The organism is Serratia sp. BW106, from assembly GCF_002607755.1.
GTDB classification, from domain to species: Bacteria; Pseudomonadota; Gammaproteobacteria; order Enterobacterales; family Enterobacteriaceae; genus Serratia; species Serratia proteamaculans.
Genome location: NZ_MCGS01000006.1, coordinates 77,408 through 96,483, shown reverse-complemented (window position 1 = coordinate 96,483; position 19,076 = coordinate 77,408). Strand labels below are relative to the sequence as shown.

Annotated in this window: 19 protein-coding genes; 15 read left to right on the top strand and 4 right to left on the bottom strand. The window is 57.2% G+C overall.

Annotated elements, in window-relative coordinates; genetic code table 11:
• Positions 1-110 precede the first annotated feature (110 nt).
• From BEI65_RS04690 to BEI65_RS04665, 6 genes are all read left to right on the top strand, one after another.
• On the top strand, positions 111-884 hold the full coding sequence (locus BEI65_RS04690; RefSeq protein ID WP_099062334.1) for an IclR family transcriptional regulator: 774 nt from the start codon (positions 111-113) through the stop codon (positions 882-884).
• A gap of 195 nt (positions 885-1,079) precedes the next feature.
• Positions 1,080-2,645: an OPT/YSL family transporter gene (locus BEI65_RS04685; RefSeq protein ID WP_099062333.1), complete on the top strand. Its 1,566-nt coding sequence runs from the start codon at positions 1,080-1,082 to the stop codon at positions 2,643-2,645.
• 32 nt (positions 2,646-2,677) lie between these two features.
• Positions 2,678-3,607, top strand: a complete 930-nt coding sequence (locus BEI65_RS04680; RefSeq protein ID WP_099062332.1) for a DUF1177 domain-containing protein — start codon at positions 2,678-2,680, stop codon at positions 3,605-3,607.
• Between the two features lie 4 nt (positions 3,608-3,611).
• Entirely contained in the window at positions 3,612-4,289 is a 678-nt protein-coding gene (locus BEI65_RS04675) for an AroM family protein (protein ID WP_099062331.1), read from the top strand.
• Positions 4,290-4,501: 212 nt separating this feature from the next.
• Complete coding sequence (ppnP, locus tag BEI65_RS04670; RefSeq protein ID WP_099062330.1) at positions 4,502-4,792, top strand: pyrimidine/purine nucleoside phosphorylase; 291 nt, start codon at positions 4,502-4,504, stop codon at positions 4,790-4,792.
• A gap of 417 nt (positions 4,793-5,209) precedes the next feature.
• The gene (locus BEI65_RS04665; protein ID WP_099062329.1) at positions 5,210-5,413 is read left to right on the top strand and encodes a hypothetical protein; all 204 of its coding nucleotides are present in this window, start codon (positions 5,210-5,212) and stop codon (positions 5,411-5,413) included.
• Positions 5,414-5,505: 92 nt separating this feature from the next.
• On the opposite strand, the gene rdgC is transcribed toward BEI65_RS04665, so the two are convergent.
• Together rdgC and BEI65_RS04655 are read right to left on the bottom strand one after the other, a co-directional pair.
• Positions 5,506-6,417 carry a recombination-associated protein RdgC gene (rdgC, locus tag BEI65_RS04660; RefSeq protein ID WP_012005468.1) on the bottom strand — a complete coding sequence of 304 codons (912 nt, stop codon included), beginning with the start codon at positions 6,415-6,417 and terminating at the stop codon, positions 5,506-5,508.
• Between the two features lie 88 nt (positions 6,418-6,505).
• On the bottom strand, positions 6,506-9,118 hold the full coding sequence (locus BEI65_RS04655) for an ATP-binding protein (RefSeq protein ID WP_099062328.1): 2,613 nt from the start codon (positions 9,116-9,118) through the stop codon (positions 6,506-6,508).
• A gap of 141 nt (positions 9,119-9,259) precedes the next feature.
• On the opposite strand from BEI65_RS04655, the gene BEI65_RS04650 reads away from it, so the two are divergent.
• The 6 genes from BEI65_RS04650 to BEI65_RS04625 all read left to right on the top strand — a co-directional run bounded on the left by BEI65_RS04650 (position 9,260) and on the right by BEI65_RS04625 (position 15,580).
• Positions 9,260-10,780 carry a sugar ABC transporter ATP-binding protein gene (locus BEI65_RS04650; protein WP_099062327.1) on the top strand — a complete coding sequence of 507 codons (1,521 nt, stop codon included), beginning with the start codon at positions 9,260-9,262 and terminating at the stop codon, positions 10,778-10,780.
• 28 nt (positions 10,781-10,808) lie between these two features.
• Positions 10,809-11,798, top strand: coding sequence for a ribose ABC transporter permease (locus tag BEI65_RS04645; protein ID WP_099062326.1), 990 nt, complete (start codon positions 10,809-10,811; stop codon positions 11,796-11,798).
• Positions 11,799-12,002: 204 nt separating this feature from the next.
• Positions 12,003-12,947, top strand: coding sequence for an ABC transporter substrate-binding protein (locus BEI65_RS04640; RefSeq protein ID WP_085115406.1), 945 nt, complete (start codon positions 12,003-12,005; stop codon positions 12,945-12,947).
• Between the two features lie 61 nt (positions 12,948-13,008).
• Entirely contained in the window at positions 13,009-13,695 is a 687-nt protein-coding gene (locus BEI65_RS04635) for a D-lyxose/D-mannose family sugar isomerase (RefSeq protein ID WP_099062325.1), read from the top strand.
• An 11-nt stretch (positions 13,696-13,706) separates the two neighbouring features.
• A complete protein-coding gene (locus tag BEI65_RS04630) occupies positions 13,707-14,567 on the top strand; it encodes a ketose 1,6-bisphosphate aldolase (protein WP_099062324.1) in 861 nt (286 codons plus the stop codon).
• Positions 14,567-15,580 carry a carbohydrate kinase family protein gene (locus tag BEI65_RS04625; RefSeq protein WP_099062323.1) on the top strand — a complete coding sequence of 338 codons (1,014 nt, stop codon included), beginning with the start codon at positions 14,567-14,569 and terminating at the stop codon, positions 15,578-15,580. The genes BEI65_RS04630 and BEI65_RS04625 overlap by 1 nt, the downstream gene beginning before the upstream one ends.
• Here the strand turns inward: BEI65_RS04625 and BEI65_RS04620 are convergent.
• The gene (locus BEI65_RS04620; protein WP_099062322.1) at positions 15,555-16,295 is read right to left on the bottom strand and encodes a response regulator; all 741 of its coding nucleotides are present in this window, start codon (positions 16,293-16,295) and stop codon (positions 15,555-15,557) included. The genes BEI65_RS04625 and BEI65_RS04620 overlap by 26 nt on opposite strands.
• 210 nt (positions 16,296-16,505) lie before the next feature.
• Here BEI65_RS04620 and mak point away from each other — a divergent pair, with 210 nt between their 5' ends.
• From mak to BEI65_RS04605, 3 genes are all read left to right on the top strand, one after another.
• Positions 16,506-17,414, top strand: a complete 909-nt coding sequence (gene mak / locus BEI65_RS04615) for a fructokinase (protein WP_099062321.1) — start codon at positions 16,506-16,508, stop codon at positions 17,412-17,414.
• Between the two features lie 102 nt (positions 17,415-17,516).
• A complete protein-coding gene (locus tag BEI65_RS04610) occupies positions 17,517-17,750 on the top strand; it encodes a type II toxin-antitoxin system Phd/YefM family antitoxin (protein WP_099062320.1) in 234 nt (77 codons plus the stop codon).
• Positions 17,747-18,133 (top strand): type II toxin-antitoxin system VapC family toxin, encoded by a 387-nt coding sequence (locus BEI65_RS04605; RefSeq protein WP_085115413.1) that lies wholly within the window; start codon positions 17,747-17,749, stop codon positions 18,131-18,133. The genes BEI65_RS04610 and BEI65_RS04605 overlap by 4 nt, the downstream gene beginning before the upstream one ends.
• A 2-nt stretch (positions 18,134-18,135) precedes the next feature.
• Here the strand turns inward: BEI65_RS04605 and licT are convergent, their stop codons facing one another.
• On the bottom strand, positions 18,136-18,978 hold the full coding sequence (gene licT / locus BEI65_RS04600; protein WP_099062319.1) for a BglG family transcription antiterminator LicT: 843 nt from the start codon (positions 18,976-18,978) through the stop codon (positions 18,136-18,138).
• Positions 18,979-19,076 lie beyond the last annotated feature (98 nt).

Below are 19,076 nucleotides of genomic sequence, written 5' to 3'. Positions count from 1 at the left end.
CTGATTTATTCAACAAAGCCAAAATAAACTGCTTGACGATAAGTTGTACGAGTTTTAGTTTCTTATTATCAAACAGGAACTAAGTTCCATATAGTGGAACAAGGCGCATCATGACAACACTGGAAAATGCTGCTGCGGTATTAAAGTTATTTTCACAACAGCGAATGATGCACGGTCAGTCCGGTATTTCATTCAGTGATGTGGTGAATCAATTGGCGTTGCCAAAAAGCACCGCATCACGCCTGCTGCAGACTATGGAAATCCAGGGCATGCTGGAACGGGATGCTGACAGCAAGCTGTATAAAATTGGCCGTTTGTTGTTATCAGTCTCCAGTCACTATCTGTCGACGCCGTTGGTCGACAGCGTGGCAGCCAACATGGTGCAGCTCAGTCAACAGACCCACTGCACGGGTTATGTCTCGGTGCTGGAGGCGCAGGAAATCATGGTGATGCGCATGTTCCCTGGCCGCCATTTCCTCCAGGTGGTGACGCCGGCAGGCAGCCGTTCACCGGTGGCGGAAACCTCGGTGGGCCGGGCGATATTGGCGCGTGACAGCGATGAACAGGTGATAGCGCGTTTTACGGCCGGCTACCGTGCGGCTTCACCTAACGCTCCGCAAACGCTGGAGGCGTTATTGAATAAGCTGGCGCAGATCCGGCGGCAGGGCTGGTCCCTGGCGCGCAACGAAACCCTGCAAGGCATCAGTTCGCTGGCGACTGCGGTGACTAACAAACACCGTAATGAAACGGTCGGTCTGTGCTTGTCTTTCCCCACGCAGGCGGAAGAACAGCCGTATTCACCCGGCGTGCTGGAGGCATTAATGACAGTATCCCGGCAATTGGCGGAAAAACTCGGTGATGATTATTGGCAACAGATCAAATAACACACCGAAACAGTTCGTCAGCACCCGATAATTAAAGAAAACCAACACCAGGGAATTTCTTAATTATCTCACTTAGCGTTATGGGTAATAACTCTTTAATTTCATTCGCAGTTCCAATATTTGGAACTGCGATGGCCGCTTTATGCCGAAATTAACGTGGTCAAACGCCAGGGAATATTCAGGGAAATTAAAACGATGAAACCAAATAGCAGCATCAATCCGTTGAAAGATATTGGCACCCTGCTGGTGATGGTGCTGCTGTCCATCGTCGGCGCAATTATCGGCGTGCAGTTGATCACCACGCTGGGGGTTACGCCCAACACGTCGATCATTGGCGCGTTACTCGCCATGTTGTTGGCGCGTATTCCGCTGCAAATGTTCCAGCGTTACCGCTCGGTGCATACGCAAAACCTGGCGCAGACGGTGATCTCTTCCGCTACCTTTGGCGCTGCCAACTCATTGCTGATGCCGATTGCCGTGCCTTATGTGATGGGGCAACCGCAGCTGATCCTGCCGATGTTTTGCGGGGTGGCTGCGGCGATGTTGCTGGACGCCTACCTGCTGTATCGCATGTTTGACACCAAAATCTTTCCTGCGGCCAATGCCTGGCCACCGGGCGTCGCGGCGGCGGAAGCCATTAAGGCCGGTGACCGGGGCGGTAAACAGGCCTGGCTGTTGGTGGTAGGCGTGGCGGTAGGTATCGCCGGTTCGATGCTTAAAATCCCGATGGCGGCGTTTGGTACCGCGTTTATCGGCAATATCTGGGCATTGGGTATGTTTGGTGTTGGCCTGTTGTTGCGAGCCTACGCAGAACCGATGGCGGGTTTCGACATCAATGCGAATTTCATCCCTCACGGAGTGATGGTCGGTGCCGGGCTGGTGGCGTTGATCCAGGTGGTGCAGGTGATCCGCAGCAAACACACGGACACCGCCGGTTTCAGCCGGGACGACAGCGAAGTCCGCAAGGCGCTGGGGTTGGGCGCGGTGGGCTATATCGTTATTGCGGCGCTGCTGGCATTGGCCGCTGGGCTGTACAGCGAGATGTCGCTGGGCATGCTGGTGTTGTTTGTGATTTACGCCGCGTTTGCCGCCTTCGTGCATGAGTTGATCGTCGGCATTGCCGCGATGCATTCCGGCTGGTTTCCGGCCTTTGCGGTGGCGCTGATTACCCTGATTATCGGCATTCTGATTGGTTTCCCACCGTTGGCGCTGTGCGTGCTGACCGGGTTTACCGCCGCCACCGGCCCGGCATTCGCCGACATGGGTTTTGATCTGAAAGCCGGCTTCATTCTGCGCGGCTACGGCAAAGACCTGCAGCAGGAGCTGCTGGGACGTCGCATTCAGTTGTTTGCCGCATTGATCGCCTTTGTCGTCGCCATCCCGGTGGTGTACTTCGCTTACACCAGCTACTTCCTGCAGGATCTGATCCCGCCGGTTGCACGGGTGTATGCCAAAACCATCGAGGCGGGGGCCCAGCCGGGCATTGCCTACAGCCTGCTGATCTGGGCGATCCCCGGTGCCATCGTACAGTGGATTGGCGGACCCAAGCGTCAGCTCGGTGTGCTGTTGGCCACCGGCCTGTTGATCAATAACGCGTTGGCGGGTTGGGCCGTGCTCGTCGGTATTGCGCTGCGCATCCTGATTATTCGCCGCTGGGGTGACAAGGGCCGCACGCCGATGGAGATCATGGCAGCCGGTTTTATCGCCGGTGACGCGCTGTACAGCTTCTTCAATTCCATTTTTTCCAGCAAAGGGAAATAACCCATCCGGTTAAATTGTGAGGTCAACCCATTATGAGTTTGCAACAAACGCTGCAGGTCTTTGAATTAATTGATAGTGCTTACGCGAGCGGTCAGGAGGTCGTCGATCTGTTCACGTCGTATCCCGGCATCCGGGCCAGCACGCTGCGCGCCAGCGGGCCGAAAGGTGCGACCGACTTCGTGCGCATTGAGATCCCCGGCAGCGCCGGTAAAAGCCAGGGTGGCGATGCGCCGACGTTGGGCATCATCGGCCGATTGGGCGGCATCGGTGCGCGGCCAACGCGTATTGGCCTGGTATCCGACGGCGACGGGGCGATCGCTGCGATTGCCAGTGCACTGAAACTGGCGGAAATGCAGCGCAAGGGCGATGTGCTGGCGGGCGATGTGATCATCACCACCCATATTTGTCCAGATGCGCCCACTCGTCCGCACGATCCGGTCGATTTTATGGATTCACCGATCGATGACGTGACGATGAACGATAATGAAGTGGTGGCGGAGGTCGATGCGATTTTGTCCATCGACACCACCAAGGGCAATCGCATCATCAACCACAAAGGTTATGCGTTGTCACCGACGGTGAAGGAAGGCTACATCCTGCGGGTGGCGGAAGATCTGCTGCGGATTATGGAGATGACCAGCGGTCGCCCGGCGGTGACCTTCCCGATCACCACCCAGGACATTACGCCGTACGGCAACGGGGTGCATCATCTGAACAGCATTCTGCAGCCTTCTACCGCGACCTCTGCACCGGTGGTTGGCGTGGCGATTTGTACCGAGTCGGTGGTGCCGGGCTGCGGTACCGGTGCCAGCCATGAAGTGGATATTGCGCTAACCGTTAAGTTTGCGGTGGAAGTGGCGAAAGAGTTCGGGCGCGGTACCTGTCATTTTTATCAGGTCGACGAATATGCGCAGCTGCTGGCGCTGTACGGCAGCCTGAGCCACCTGCAAAAAAGGAAATAACCGGATGAATGCCTCATTTGCCACGCTGACTATCGGCCAGGCGCCGCGCAACGACATCATGCCGTTGCTGTCTGCCTATCTGCCCGCGGAGCAGGTGAGGCACGTTGGGTTGCTGGACGGGCTGAATACCCGCCAGATTGACGAAGGTTACGCACCGCAGGCCGGAGAGAAGGTGTTGGTTTCACGCCTGCTGGACGGCACACAGGTGAGATTGGCGGCCTCGCGGGTTGAGCAGGGGTTGCAGCAGAAAATCAATGTGCTGGAAGCGGAGGGTTGCGAGGTGATCCTGCTGTTGTGCACCGGGGAGTTTGGTCACTTGCATGCAGAACAGGCGCTGTTATTGGAGCCGGATCGCATTATTCCACCGCTGATTTCTGCCATTGTCAGCCAGCATCGGGTCGGTATTGTGGTGCCGGTGGCGGAGCAAATCAGCCAGCAGGCGGGCAAGTGGCAGTTACTGGCGACGCCGCCCTGTTTCGCCGTTGCCAGCCCTTATCTGGCGGATGACGCGGTACTGGAGTTGGCCGCGTGCGAGCTGCAGCGGCAGGGGGCGCAGGTAGTGGTGCTCGACTGTATCGGTTATCACCGCCAGCATCGTGATTTCCTGCAGGCACGGCTTGAAATACCGGTGCTGTTGTCCAACGCGCTGGTGGCCAAGCTGGCTGCAGAGCTAATAGACTGATTAAAAAAGCTAATAAAATCTTATCTCGCGGTCCGTCGGGGGCGCCGCTGCGTGTTTTTGGCCGTGGATCCAGAACGGCGGGCTGACGGTCAACTGCTCGGCAGAGTTTTACTCTGCGCCACGATCGCATTTCGTGAGAAAAACCAGTGACAGATCAACCGCAATCCCCCAATATGGATTTCCCATAAAGTTGATTACGCGGGTGTCAGTCTATGCTGAAAGTGAACGAGTATTTTGCCGGAAAAGTGAAGTCTATCGGTTTCGATAGTAGCAGCATCGGCCTTACCAGCGTCGGTGTTATGGAAGAGGGAGAGTACACCTTTACCACCGCCCAGCCGGAAGAAATGACCGTGATTACCGGAGCGTTGAAAGTGTTGCTGCCGGGCTCGCCGGACTGGCAGGTGTTTATGCCGGGTGAGAAATTCTTCGTGCCGGCCCACAGTGAGTTCAACCTGCAGGTGGCTGACGCTACCGCCTACCTGTGCCGTTACTTAAGTAAATAATTTTCACCCTTTGGTGATAAATCAGGGCTCTGCATGCAGAGCCCTTGGTGCCATATTTCAGGCCAGGAAAACCATTCTATTTTCCCGCCAATGCTATTTTCTGAATAACTGCTAGCCGTTTTTAATTATCTTTTCTCAACACGTATTGAGACCATTTATAAATAGCATTAAAAATAATTTCATATTTATACTAATTAAATCATGAAAAGGAATTGTTTATGATGCAGGAGGATAGATTACAATCTCTCAGACTACTGTCAAAGCTTGTTATTAGGGAGAGCGTGCCGAAGGGGTCGTAGCGGCTTGCCCGCCGGAGTGCCCCTCGGTGCGCTAGGCCCGAGTATCTCGGGTTCAAAGGCAACTTTGCCATCAAACTCAGAGATTGCAATATCTCCGCTTAAGCAAAAGGAGTGAGTTGTGAAACAGGAAAGAATAAAACGATTAATGTTCGTTTCAGGAGTTTCTTTTTCAACCTACTTAATCGTACACATAAGAGAACTTTCCTTCCCAAGCTCGTTAATCAAAGCTTTTTTAGCGTCTATTATCTTCACATTGATTTATGCATTTCTTTCCAGCCGCTTCTGGAAAAAGTATGTTCTAAAAATAAAAGATGAAGAATAACCCTGGGGTTCAGCACCACGTTGTACCCAATATCCCAGGTCGCAAATGTCTGAGGGCTCTGCATGCAGAGCCCTTGGTATTTTCAGGCAGGATTAACGTTGGGCTTCGCCACCCAAGGCTTCGATGGTGTTTTTGATTAACGCCGCCAGTTCGCTGGTCATCAGGATAAAGTCGGCGTCAAAACGCTGGGCGAAATCATCACGATCGATATCGTCATTCTGTTCACGCAGCGTATCGGCAAATTTCAAACGCTTCAGTGAGCCGTCGTCTGCCAGCACCAGCTGAATACGCTCTTGCCAGTCCACTGCCAGCTTGGTCACCAGCTTGCCGGCTTCGATATGCACCGCAATCTCATCGCTGATCAGGTTCTGTTTCTTGCAGCGGATCACGCCGCCGTCTTCCAGAATTGCTTTCAACTCCGCTTCGTCCTGAATGATAAATCCGGCCGGCAGTTCGCCGGAACGCACCCATTCGGTCAGCGTCAGTTCGATTGGGCTTTCCATGGTCAACGGCACCACCGGCAGTGAACCCAGGCTCTTGCGCAGCAGCGCCAGAGTGTCTTCCGCGCGTTTGGCGCTGGCGGCATCAACCATGATCAGGTCGTTTACCGTGTCGATCCACATAAAGGTCTGGTTAAAGCGGCTGAAGGCGCGTGGCAACAGGCTGTGCAGCACTTCATCTTTCAGCGCATCTTTCTCGGTTTTCTTCAGCTTGCGGTGCTGTTCGCCTTCCAGGCGTTCAATCTTGGCCTGCAACTCTTGTTTGATGACCGGCGACGGCAGGATTTTTTCTTCCTTGCGCGCGCAGATAACGATCTGGCCGTTAACCGCATGCGTCAGTGACTCGCTGTGTGAGCCCATCGGGGAAACCCAGCCGGTCTTCGCCATGTCCTGGCTGCCGCACGGGGTGAAAGCAAAAGCGCTGAGCTGTTTTTCCATTTCATCCGCGTTTAACGCCACTTCGCGGCTCAAACGGTAAACCATCAAATTCTTAAACCACAGCATAATGTTATCCCTGGCTGGGCGTGCGTCTGGCACGCTGATTCATCAAAAGCAGGGCGGCATAATAACGAATCAGAGGCGAAAAATCGCCTCATTCCCTCCTAATTGCGTCGCCGGCCGCGTTTGAATGGCGTGCCCGTTGCAGTGCCAGCGCCAGTTGCCGCTGGCTGAAAGGCTTGCGCAGCAGTTCCACATTGGGCAGTGTGTCTTCGTGGTGGCGGCGTATATCCTGACCGCTGATCAGCAGCGCGGTGATATGCGGATTAATCTCTCGCGCCAGGCCAATCACCTGCACGCCATCCAGTTCACCCGGCAACATCAGATCGCTGATCAATACCCCAATATCCGGCGTCTGGCGCAGCAGGGTCAGCGCCTCATGGCTCTCCGCGCAGTCCAGCGTCAGGTAGCCGAGCTGGTGCAGGTGCTCACACAGCGTATGACGCACGTCGTTTTCATCTTCCAGCACTACCACCAGATTGTCGGTGCCGTCGTTTTCCTCTGGCGGCAGTGTTGGCGCTTGCGCGACGGCCGGCGTAGGGGCTCGCGGCAGTTGCAGACGCACCAGCGTACCTTCGCCCGGAGCGGTCTCAATCTGCACCCGACCGCCGGACTGGCGGACAAAGCCGTACACCATCGACAACCCCAGCCCGCTGCCACTGCCGACGGCCTTGGTGGTGAAGAAAGGCTCGAACACCTGTGCCTTCACCTCTTCCGACATGCCGCAGCCGGTGTCGATCACCTCCAGCGCCACCATGTCCTGCTTTTTGCCGCCGCTGCGTTGTACCCGCTGGTTGTAGATGCGGATCTTCACTACGCCGCTACGGCCTTCCATGGCATCCCGGGCGTTGACCACCAGGTTGATCAGTGCGTTTTCCAACTGATTGGCATCGACCCACGCCGGCCAGCCGGGCCGCTGAGACTCAATGCTCAGCGACAGCGTGGTAGGCAGAGAGTGACGCAGCAGCTCCTGCAGATTCTCCACCAGTGACTGCAGCGTGACGGCCTGCGGGTGCAGTGCCTGTTTACGCGAGAAGGCCAGTAACCGCTGGGTAAGCTGTGCACCGCGTTCGGCGGCCTTCAGCGCGCGGGCGATGCGCTGCTCGGTCTGCGCATCCTGAGTCTGTTGGGTGGTCAGTTCCAGGCTGCCGATGATCACCGCCAGCAGGTTGTTAAAATCATGCGCCAGACCGCCGGTGAGCTGGCCGACCGCCTTCATTTTTTGGCTGTGCAGCAGCGCCTCTTCCAGCGCCTTGCGTTCGGTGCGTTCCAGCACCACGTTGACCACCCCACGGTTAGGCACCGGGCTGAAGCGCAGTTCGACGGTGCGGCCATCGCTCAGGCGCAGCTCCTGTGGCTGCGGCAGTTCGCTGGACAGGTTAGCCAGTACCGCTTCCCAACGCTGGCCCGCCGGTGGCGTCACGTGTTGCAGCAACTCACGGTAGTGCTGACCACGGTGTAACTGGTGTTCGTTGAGCCCCAGCAACAACGGATACTGCGGGTTCCACACCACCAATTGGCCGTCGTTATCGAACAGCGCAAAGCCGTCGCGCATCGCCAAAAAGGTGGTTTCAAGTTGGGTGCTTTTCTCTTTCAGCAGGCGGGAGGTCTGTTCCAGCGAGGCAGTATTACGCGCAAAGACGTTGAATGCCCGCGCCAATTCGCCCAGTTCGTCACGCCGTTGCAACGCCGGTACGCTGACGTCACGTTCACCGCGCGCCAGCCGCGTCATGGCACCGGCGATCGCCGTCAGGTTCGAACCGAGGTTGCGGTAGATATACAGCCCGGCGAAGCCGGTAATCACCAGCGCCAACAGTGCGAACAGGCCGATAAACCAGCTGATGGAGCTGAGCTCACGATGCGTTTGGTGGGTGCGCAGCTCCGACTCGTCCGCCACCTTCTGCACGTAAAGGTTGATGTCGTCGTTGAGCATCGCCACCAGGGCTTTGATATGGTAGGTGTAATAGGCCAGCGCCAGATCGCTTTGCTCCAGCTCCAGCGTTTCGGGCAGCAGGCGCTGCTCACTGTCGCGAAACTGCCGCATTTTCTCGTCTACCAGGGCATCCGGGCTGCGCTGCGGCCAGTAGGCCATCACGCTGTCGAGCTGTTGGGCGGCGGCCTTGGGTGTTGGGGTTTGAATGGCGATCGCCAGCAGTCGGTCGATCTGGCTCAGCAGCGGCAGCGAAGGCTGGTCCAGGTTATTACGCTGATTGAGGCTGGCGATATGCCGCAGTGTGCTCTGTGACTGATACAGCCCGCTGAGCAGGATATTGCGTTGCAGATGCCGCGCATGGCCGAGATCCAGCATACGGGTCACGCTGGTTTCCAGCGCGTTGCTGCGGCTGATGATGCGCTGGACCAGTTCCGGCTCGCTGTGTGCCAACGGAGCGTCCGCCAATTGGCTGAGCGAGGCCTGCAGCGCCAACTGGGTCTGCTTCAGGCGGGCCGATTCGCTCTGGTACTCCAGCGCGCCCACCACCTGCGAAAGCCGGATGGCGGCGGTCGCCACGTTCGAAGTATCCCGGCTCAGCGCCATGCTGCCGTTCATTTCTTTCAGCGTCTGCGCCTGCACCTGTTCCTGCAGTTTGCCCGCATGGTTAAAACCGACGATCGCCACGCCGCTGACCATCAGCGTCACCGCCACCACCAACAGGTTGAACATCAGCAGGCGCCCACGTGCACCGGCAAGGAAAGGCAGTCTGCGCATCGTATCCCCCGTAACTGACTGTTCGCAGTATAAATCCTCGTTCCATTAACAATATGACAAAGATGAACGGCCGCTGACATTTTGCATTTATTTATGCGTGGTTAACTGCACTCAATCCGAACCGCAACCTGAGGTATGACGATGAGCGCAACCCCGATTCTGGAAATGCACAACATCGCCAAGAGTTTTGGTCAGTTCTATGCGCTGAAAGGCGTCAACCTGACGGTTTATAGCGGTGAGATCCACGCGCTGATGGGTGAAAACGGCGCGGGTAAAAGCACGTTAATGAAAATATTGGCCGGCGCTTATATCGCCAGCAGCGGGGAAATTTTTATCGATGGGCAGCCGTTTGCCATTAAAGGGCCAAAAGATGCCCTGGCAGCAGGCATCACGCTGATTTATCAGGAAATGAATCTGGCGCCGAATCTGACGGTGGCGGAAAACATTTTTCTGGGCAGCGAGATCCAGCGCGGTGGCCTGGTGAAGCGCCAGCAGATGTTGCTGGAAGCACAGAAGGTGATCGATCGTTTGGGCGCGCAGTTCAGCGCCGGCGATCGGGTGATGAAATTAACCATCGCCGAACAGCAGCAGGTGGAAATCGCCCGCGCGCTGCACCGCAACAGCCGTATTCTGGTGATGGACGAACCGACGGCGGCACTCTCTTCGCGTGAGACGCATCGGCTGTTTGAGTTGATCAAACGTCTGCGCGATGAGGGAATGGCGATCATTTACATCAGCCACCGCATGGCGGAAGTGTACGAGCTGTCGGATCGCGTTAGCGTGCTGCGCGACGGCCAGTACGTCGGTAGCCTGATGCGCGACAAACTGTCGGCCAGCGAATTGGTGCGCATGATGGTGGGCCGTCCACTGAGCGATTTGTTCAACAAGGAACAAGGTATTGCCGTGGGTGAGCCGCGCCTGACGCTACACGGGCTGACCGACGGCAAGAAAGTGAAACCGGTCAGCCTGCAGGTCCGAGCCGGAGAGATCGTCGGTCTTGCCGGGCTGGTGGGGGCAGGGCGTTCCGAACTGGCGCAGTTGATTTTCGGCGTGCGCAAGCCGATCGGCGGTACGGTAGAAATTGACGGCAAACCGGCCAATATCCATTCACCGCGCGACGCCATTGCGCTGGGCATCGGTTTTCTCACCGAAAACCGCAAAGAGCAGGGCTTGTTCCTCGATCTGGCGGCGCATGAAAATATCGTTATGGCGACGCTGGAGCGCGACGGGCGCTATGGCCTGCTTAATCGCCGCAAGGCACAGCGTATTTCCAGCGATGCCATCGGCCTGCTGAATATCCGCGTGCCGCATGCTCAGGTACGGGCCGGTGGGCTGTCCGGCGGCAACCAGCAAAAGCTGCTGATTTCACGCTGGGTGGCGATCGGCCCGCGAATTCTGATCCTCGATGAACCGACACGCGGCGTTGACGTCGGCGCCAAAAGCGAAATTTACCGCATTATGAGCCAGATGGCGCAGCAGGGAGTGGCGATCCTGATGATATCCAGTGAACTGCCCGAGGTGGTCGGCATGAGTGACCGGGTCTACGTGATGCACGAAGGCAGCATTGCCGGGGAGCTGAGCGGCGGCGAGATCAGTCAGGAGAGCATTATGACGCTGGCTACCGGCGTCGAACCTGTCCTGAAGGCGGCCAGCCATGAATAATTCTATCCCTACGCTCAAGGAGCCTGTCATGACTTCAAATCCGCTGCCACCGGCCGCAAAAAATCCGACGCTGAAACGGGCATTTTTGGGCGATATGATGCAAACCGTCGGGATCTTGCCGATCTTGATCCTGATCGTCGCGGTTTTCGGCTTTGTCGCGCCCAATTTCTTTACCGACGCCAACCTGCTGAATATTGCCCGGCAGGCGTCGATTAACATCGTATTGGCGGCGGGTATGACCTTCATCATCCTGACCGGCGGTATCGATCTCTCGGTGGGCTCGATGCTGGGTACCACCGCGGTGGTGGCGATGGCGGTCTCACTGATGCCGGGCCTGGCCGGGTTGTCGATCCCACTGGCGCTGCTGGCCGGTTTGGGCATGGGGCTGTTTAACGGTTTTCTGGTGGCTTACGCCGGGCTGCCGCCGTTTATTGTCACGCTGGGGACCTATACCGCCCTGCGCGGTGCGGCTTACTTGCTGGCCGACGGTACCACCATCATCAATTCCGATATCAGTTTTGAATGGATCGGCAACTCTTATCTGGGGCCGATCCCCTGGCTGGTGATTATCGCCTTCGCGGTGATCGCACTGTGCTGGTTCATCCTGCGCCGCACCACCCTGGGCGTCCATATCTACGCGGTGGGCGGTAATATCCAGGCGGCGCGCCTGACCGGGATCAAGGTCGGTGCGGTACTGCTGTTCGTCTACGGCATGAGCGGTTTGCTGTCAGGGCTGGGGGGGATAATGAGTGCCTCACGCTTGTACAGCGCCAACGGCAACCTTGGCATGGGCTATGAGCTGGACGCGATCGCTGCGGTGATCCTGGGCGGCACCAGCTTTGTCGGCGGCATTGGCACCATTACCGGCACGCTGGTGGGGGCGCTGATTATCGCCACCCTGAACAACGGCATGACGCTGATGGGCGTCTCATACTTCTGGCAATTGGTGATCAAAGGGGCGGTGATCATCATAGCTGTGCTGATAGACAAGTACCGCACCCGCAATTACCAGCACTAACTTACCCGTCGTCTTTCAAGCCGCAGCGTTGTTACCTGCACTAGCCCACCCCAGCTACTTACTCAAGTAAGCGCCTGGGGATGAACTAGCTGGCCGCCTGGCTGCAACTTGAAATCCATAGGGTAGGTTGGGTGATAAAGAAAGGTTGGTTGGCGCCCACCGGGGCAGATTTTTCGTAGATCGGAAAATAATGAGGAAAACACTATGCGTTTCAAGCCATTGATTACTGCTTTACTGGTTACCGCCGCGCTCGGCAGTGCCTCGTTGGTGCAGGCAAAAGAGTTGAAATCGATTGGGGTGACGGTAGGCGATTTGGCCAACCCGTTCTTTGTCCAGATCACCAAGGGTGCAGAAATGAAAGCGCGTGAGTTGGCCGGCGACAAGGTCAACGTGACGCTGGTGTCGAGCGGTTACGATCTTGGCCAGCAGGTGGCGCAGATCGACAACTTTATCGCTGCCAAGGTCGATATGATCATCCTGAACGCCGCAGACTCCAAGGGCATCGGCCCGGCGGTAAAACGCGCCAAGGATGCCGGTATCGTGGTGGTGGCGGTTGACGTGGCGGCCGAAGGGGCCGATGCCACGATCACCTCGGACAACACCCAGGCCGGGGCGATGGCCTGTAAATACATCAGCGATCGTCTGAAAGAGAAAGGCAACGTGGTGATCATCAACGGGCCGCCGGTGTCTGCCGTGCAAAACCGGGTAGAAGGCTGTATGACCGAGCTGAAGAAACACCCGGAGATCAAACTGCTGTCTTATAACCAAAACGCCAAGGGCAGCCGTGAAGGTGGGCTGGAGATCATGACCGCGCTGTTGGCGGCCAATCCGAAGATCGACGGGGTGTTCGCGATTAACGATCCTACGGCGATCGGTGCCGATCTGGCCGCCAAGCAGGCGCAGCGCAGCGAATTCTTTATTGTTGGCGTAGATGGATCGCCGGACGGTGAAGAGGCGCTCAAGCGCGGCGGAAAATCGCTGTTTGTCGCGACGCCGGCACAGGATCCTCAGGTGATGGCGGCCAAGGCGGTCGAGATCGGTTACGACATTCTGCAGGGTAAACCCGCGCCAACCGGCCCGGTACTGATCCCGGTAACCATGATCGATAAAAACAATATCGGCAGCTACAAAGGCTGGACGGTGAAATAACCTGTTATCGGCGGGGCCTGCCCGATCGGGCCCCTCATTCCTTATCGCTTCCGGAGGCACCATGAACCGTTCCGCCGTGAACCAAATCCTGCAGCAAACCCAGCATTTTTTTGCCCGCTTCGACGTCCATCTGCCGCCGTTTGCCCATTTTAGCCCAGCGGTCTGGCAGCAGCTCGATCGCCAGCCGTGGCAGGAAGTGTTTGACCTGAAACTGGGTTGGGACGTCACGGCATTTGGCGACAACGATTTTGCCCGCAAAGGGTTAACGCTATTTACCCTGCGCAACGGTTCACCCGGCGGTCAACCCTACGCCAAAGGCTACGCGGAGAAAATCATGCATTGTCGCGAAGCGCAGGTGACGCCGATGCATTTCCACTGGCGCAAGCGGGAAGACATTATCAACCGTGGTGGCGGCAACCTGATCGTCGAGCTGTATAACGCAGACCTTCGGGAAGGGCTGGCCGATAGCGCGGTGACCGTGACGCTGGATGGCTGCCGACAGACCCACGCCCCCGGTTCGCGCCTGCGGCTGGCACCGGGAGAAAGCATCTGCCTGACGCCGGGTATCTATCACAGCTTCTGGGGCGAGGAGGGGTTTGGTGACGTATTGGTGGGCGAAGTGTCGACGGTGAACGATGACGACAACGACAACCGTTTCCTGCTGCCGCTCAGTCGTTTTAGCCAGCTTGAAGAAGACCAGCCGCCGCAGTGGTTGCTGTGTCACGAATACTTGCGCTTTATCGCTTAAGGAGAACCAGCATGGCATTGATTTCACTGGCGCAGGGGTTGGCGCAGGCTCGTCAACACGGTTATGCGCTGGGCGCGTTCAACGTGCTCGACAGCCACTTTCTGCGTGCCTTGTTTGCCGCGGCGCAGGCGGCGCGATCGCCCTTTATTATCAATATTGCCGAAGTGCACTTTAAGTACGTCTCGCTGGAATCCCTGGTGGCGGCGATTAAAAGCGAAGTGGCGCAGCACGATATTCCGGTGGTGTTGAACCTGGATCACGGCCTGCATTTCGAAGCGGTGGTGCAGGTGCTGCGACTGGGGTTCAGTTCGGTGATGTTCGACGGCTCCGGCCTGAGCTACGAAGAGAACGTACGTCAGACGCAGGAAGTGGTACGCATGTGCCACGCGGTCGGCGTCTCGGTGGAGGCGGAACTGGGGGCGGTCGGCGGTGACGAAGGGGGTGCGCTGTACGGTGAGGCGGACAGCAACAAATTTACCGATCCGCAGCGGGCGCGCGAGTTTGTCGAATTGACCGGCATTGATGCGCTGGCGGTGGCGATTGGCAATGCACATGGCAAATACAAAGGCGAGCCGAAGCTCGATTTTGAGCGGCTGGCGGCGATCCAGCAGCAGGCCGGTATCCCGCTGGTGCTGCACGGCGGATCCGGCATCAGCGATGCCGATTTCAAACGTGCGATCGGCCTGGGCATTCACAAAATCAACTTCTATACCGGCATGTCGCAGGCAGCGCTGGGGGCGGTTGAACAGCGCATCACGCAGCGCCACGCGATTTACGATGAATTTGCCGAAGTGCTGCTGGCGGTGGAGCAGTCGATCAGCGAAGTGGTGCAGCAGCAGATGCATATTTTCGGCAGCGCCGGACGGTTGTGATGAGCCGGCGTGGCATTGTTTCGGCCGGCAATATACTGGTGGATCATGTGCATCAAATTGCTCACTGGCCCCAGCCGGGCTGGTTGGTGGAGATTGAACACAGCCAACGCGCCACCGGCGGTGCCCCACTGAATGTGCTGCTGACATTGGCACGCATGGAGACCGGGTTGCCGCTGGCGGCGCTCGGGTTGATCGGCTGCGATGCGGATGGTGACTACATCCTGCAGATGCTGGCTCAGCATCGGGTCGACAGTGACCTGGTGCGGCGCAGCGAAACGGCAATGACCGCCATGTCGCAGGTGATGACCGAACCGGGCGGGCAACGGACGTTTTTTCACGCACCGGGCGCCAATCGGTGTCTGGATCTGGCCGATTTTGACGGACTGGACAGCGAGCATAAAATTTTCCATCTGGGTTATCTGCTGCTGCTCGACAGCCTGGATCGCCCGGATGAGGAATTCGGCACTCGCAGTGCCCGCCTGCTGGCACATATGCAGCAGCGCGGTTACCAGACTTCATTGGATCTGGTGTCGCGCCAGGGGGATCCACGCTATCGCCCGCTGGTGTTACCGGCACTGCGCTGGCTGGATTATCTGGTGATCAACGAACTGGAGGCCGGTGAGTTTACCGGGCTGGCATTGCGTGCGGCTAATGGTGAGGTGCAACCGCAGTTGATGGCCGAGGCGGCAGAACAGTTATTGCAGGCCGGTGTGCGGCGACGAGTGGTGATCCACTGCCCGGAAGGCGCATACGGTGTCGAGCAAGGGGGAGAGGCGTGCTGGCAGCCGTCTTGGCGTGTCAGTGAAAGCGAAATTGTCGGCAGCGTCGGTGCCGGGGATGCTTTCTGCGCCGGTGTGTTGTACGCCAGCCATGAAGACTGGCCGTTGGTAGTGACGTTGCAGTTGGCACATGCCTGTGCGCGGTTCAATTTACTGTGCGCCAACGCGATCGATGGCGCACGATCCTTGCCGGAACTGCAGGATTATATCAGGCGACAGCCACCGGTTGGCTGACGTCGGCGGCAAAAACATAGCCCAGCCCGCGAATGGTACGGATCAATTCGGGCTGATGTGGATTGCTCTCGATCTTGCGTCGTAACCGCATGATCAGCACGTCGATGGTGCGATCGAACACCTCCAGCGTTTCGCTGTGGGTTAGTTCCAACAGGCGGTCGCGGGTCAGTACTTTGCGCGCATGTTGCACCAGCGCCAGCAGCAGGCCGTATTCGCCCTGGGTCAGATCGACCGGTTGTCGCTGTGGGTTGTGCAAGGTGCAGCGGGCAGTATCCAGGCACCAGCCGTTAAACTGCCAGCCTTCGGGTTTGTTGTGACCGGCGGCGGCCGGTTCCAGCGCCAAGGCACCGGTACGACGTAATACCGCCTTGGCGCGGGCGACCACTACGCGTGGGTTAAAGGGTTTGGCGATGTAGTCGTCGGCCCCCATCTCCAGACCGACCACCACGTCGGACTCGGAGCCCAGGCCGGTCAGCATCACCACCGGCAGATCCGGGCGCAGCCGGTGGATCTGCTGCAACACCAGCAGGCCGTTGGTGTCCGGCAGGATCAGATCAAGCAGCACCAGCGCAATGTCCGGCTGCTGGTTGAGTAGTGCCAGCGCCTCGCTGCCCCGGTGGCAGGCATGCACGGTAAATACGTGCTCATTGAGCACGTCGCAGAGCAGATGACAGATAGCGGGGTCGTCATCGACAATCAATATGGCAGGTTTCATCGCTGCTCTCCGGATTTTATGATGCGGAAAATGTTATCAATAAGTTAACTGGCTAACTGCAGTGTACCCGATGGCTAATTAATAAGCGGTAGTCGGTGTGGATCTGATGCGGAAATTGCCATCACCGTCACACTCGGCGCTGATTGAGTGATCCTGGTAACTGAATATATTAGGCTGTGGCAACGTTGTGGTGCATTGAGGAGAAAAATCGTGCGCATTGGTATCGACCTGGGTGGCACCAAAATTGAAGTGATCGCGTTGGCTAACGATGGGCAGGAACTGTTCCGCCATCGCATCGCCACGCCGCGCCATGACTACCAGCAAACGCTGGATGCGATTACCGGTCTGGTGAAGTTGGCAGAAGAAAATACCGGCCAGCAGGGCTCGGTCGGCGTGGGCATTCCCGGCACGCTGTCGCCCTATACCGGGCTGGTCAAAAACGCCAACTCGGTGTGGCTCAACGGCCAACCGCTGGATAAAGACCTGTCAGCGATGCTGGCGCGTGAAGTCCGTATTGCCAACGATGCCAACTGTCTGGCGGTATCGGAAGCCACCGATGGCGCTGCCGCCAGCAAGCAAACCGTGTTTGCGGTGATTATCGGCACCGGCTGCGGTGCTGGAGTGGCGATCAACGGCCAGGCACACTCGGGCGGGAATGGGATCTCTGGCGAGTGGGGGCATAACCCGCTGCCGTGGTTGGATGAGGACGAGCTGCGTTTTCGCGCAGAGGTCCCTTGTTACTGTGGGAAGCAGGGCTGCATTGAAACCTTTATCTCCGGTACCGGTTTTGCCACCGACTATGCACGTTTGAGCGGCAACCCGCTGAAAGGGCATGAAATCATGACGTTGGTGGAGCAAGGGGACAGGTTGGCGGAGCAAGCCATCAGCCGTTACGAGCTGCGGTTGGCGAAGTCGCTGGCGCACGTGATCAATATTTTTGATCCGGACGTGGTGGTGTTGGGCGGCGGGATGAGCAATGTGGATCGTCTGTATCAGCGGGTGCCGCAGTTAGTGAAATCTTGGGTATTCGGCGGCGAATGTGAAACCCCGATCCGCAAGGCTGTCCACGGCGACTCCAGCGGCGTGCGCGGCGCGGCCTGGTTGTGGCCACAGCTGTAACTGTTGCAAAAAAGCGCGGGCCCGCTCGCGCTTTAATCAATTCTCTGTACAAAAATTAGACTCCCCTCTATGCTTTAGCTAACTTAGCTAAGGAGATCGCGTATGCCTATCCAGGCCAATATGCACGAAGCCAAATCCAACCTGAGCCAACTGGCGGATAAAGCCGCACAGGGAGAGACCGTGATTATAGCGAAAGCAGGGAAGCCGTATGTTCAACTGATGGCCATCAAGGGGCAAACCCGTAAGCCTGGTGCCGCCAAGGGCAAGTTTACCGTGCCGGACAATTTTAATGATGGCGATGCAGATATCACCGCGCTGTTTGAGGGCGATGAATGAAACGTCTGCTGCTGGATACCCATGCGTTGCTGTGGTGGCTGATCGATGACGCCAGCCTGGGGGAGAACGCCAGAAGGCAGATCGCCGATCCCGGTAATGTGGTGTACGTCAGCGCGGCCAGCATTTGGGAGATTTCGATTAAGCGGGCGTTGGGCAAGCTGGCGCTGCCGGAGGACATTTTCGAGGTAATTGATGCCGAAGATTTTCTGCCGTTGCCGATGGCCGCCTTTCATGGTCAGCAGGCGGGCCAATTGCCGCCGCATCATCAGGATCCTTTTGATCGCATGCTGATCGCCCAGGCGCAGGCCGAAGGGCTGACGTTGATTTCCGCCGATGCCGCTTTCCCGCAGTATGGCATCCGGGTGTTTGACGCCCGGCGCTAGATCTATTTCACTTCGCTCTCGCTGCGTACCCGTTCGATATGAATAGTCAGGAACATCATTTCTTCGCTGGTGAGCTGGTGCTGGTAATTTTTTTCGATGTGTTGGTTAATCTTGCCTGAGCAGGCGAAGGACTCGCGGTACTTTTCTTTCACTACCTGATAGAGCGAATCGTCGTCGCTGTCGACGTAGTTTTTCCCCAGCAGGCGCTGCGCAAAGAACTTCAGATGGGTGACAAAACGGTGATAGCTCAGGGCTTCTTCGTTGTAGTCAAAACGGAAGTGATATTTGACGATGTTCAGGATCTCCTGCATCACCCGGGTGATGTGCAGGGTGTTGTGCATTTCGTCATTCAGTTGGGCGTTGACCAGGTGCAGAGCGATAAACCCGGCCTCATCTTCCGGCAGGGCGGTGCCCAGTCGTTGAGCGATCAGCGCCAGCGCTTCCAGCCCGACGGCAAACTCCGCCGGGTAGAGTTTTTTGATTTCCCACAGCAGCACGTTTTTAATGTCCAGTCCTTGCGCGTGGCGCTGCAGCGCAAAGTGGATATGATCGGTCAGCGTGATATAGACGATGTTGTGCAACTTACCCGGCAGACGCTGGCGGGCAAGGGTGATGATCTTGTCGGCGGTGGTCACGCAGGCCAACGGGATCTCTGACAGCAGCGTTTTAAAGCGCTCGGCCATTTCGCTGCCGTTCAGGGTGAAGATCTTCTCGATCAGGCTTTCGTCCAGCGGATCGCCAGCCTTCTTTTTAAAACCAATACCTTTCCCCATGACGACCGTTTCTTCCTGACGATCGTCCAGCGTAATCACCACGTTATTATTGAGTATTTTTTCGATCTTCATGGCTATTCCCGGATGTTTCAGCATGCTGAAAACGAAAAAACCTGACGCACAGGAGCGATCCCGTACGTCAGGTTTTGCCTGTATTTGGATATCTACAG

Coding starts and splice junctions, on each gene's coding strand:
- BEI65_RS04610 (WP_099062320.1), top strand. CDS start 17,517: ATGCCTATCCAGGCCAATATGCACGAAGCCAAATCCAACCTGAGCCAA.
- BEI65_RS04635 (WP_099062325.1), top strand. CDS start 13,009: ATGAACCGTTCCGCCGTGAACCAAATCCTGCAGCAAACCCAGCATTTT.
- BEI65_RS04650 (WP_099062327.1), top strand. CDS start 9,260: ATGAGCGCAACCCCGATTCTGGAAATGCACAACATCGCCAAGAGTTTT.
- BEI65_RS04640 (WP_085115406.1), top strand. CDS start 12,003: ATGCGTTTCAAGCCATTGATTACTGCTTTACTGGTTACCGCCGCGCTC.
- ppnP (WP_099062330.1), top strand. CDS start 4,502: ATGCTGAAAGTGAACGAGTATTTTGCCGGAAAAGTGAAGTCTATCGGT.
- BEI65_RS04645 (WP_099062326.1), top strand. CDS start 10,809: ATGACTTCAAATCCGCTGCCACCGGCCGCAAAAAATCCGACGCTGAAA.
- BEI65_RS04625 (WP_099062323.1), top strand. CDS start 14,567: ATGAGCCGGCGTGGCATTGTTTCGGCCGGCAATATACTGGTGGATCAT.
- rdgC (WP_012005468.1), bottom strand. CDS start 6,417: ATGCTGTGGTTTAAGAATTTGATGGTTTACCGTTTGAGCCGCGAAGTG.
- BEI65_RS04685 (WP_099062333.1), top strand. CDS start 1,080: ATGAAACCAAATAGCAGCATCAATCCGTTGAAAGATATTGGCACCCTG.
- licT (WP_099062319.1), bottom strand. CDS start 18,978: ATGAAGATCGAAAAAATACTCAATAATAACGTGGTGATTACGCTGGAC.
- BEI65_RS04630 (WP_099062324.1), top strand. CDS start 13,707: ATGGCATTGATTTCACTGGCGCAGGGGTTGGCGCAGGCTCGTCAACAC.
- BEI65_RS04605 (WP_085115413.1), top strand. CDS start 17,747: ATGAAACGTCTGCTGCTGGATACCCATGCGTTGCTGTGGTGGCTGATC.
- BEI65_RS04620 (WP_099062322.1), bottom strand. CDS start 16,295: ATGAAACCTGCCATATTGATTGTCGATGACGACCCCGCTATCTGTCAT.
- BEI65_RS04655 (WP_099062328.1), bottom strand. CDS start 9,118: ATGCGCAGACTGCCTTTCCTTGCCGGTGCACGTGGGCGCCTGCTGATG.
- BEI65_RS04690 (WP_099062334.1), top strand. CDS start 111: ATGACAACACTGGAAAATGCTGCTGCGGTATTAAAGTTATTTTCACAA.
- BEI65_RS04680 (WP_099062332.1), top strand. CDS start 2,678: ATGAGTTTGCAACAAACGCTGCAGGTCTTTGAATTAATTGATAGTGCT.
- BEI65_RS04675 (WP_099062331.1), top strand. CDS start 3,612: ATGAATGCCTCATTTGCCACGCTGACTATCGGCCAGGCGCCGCGCAAC.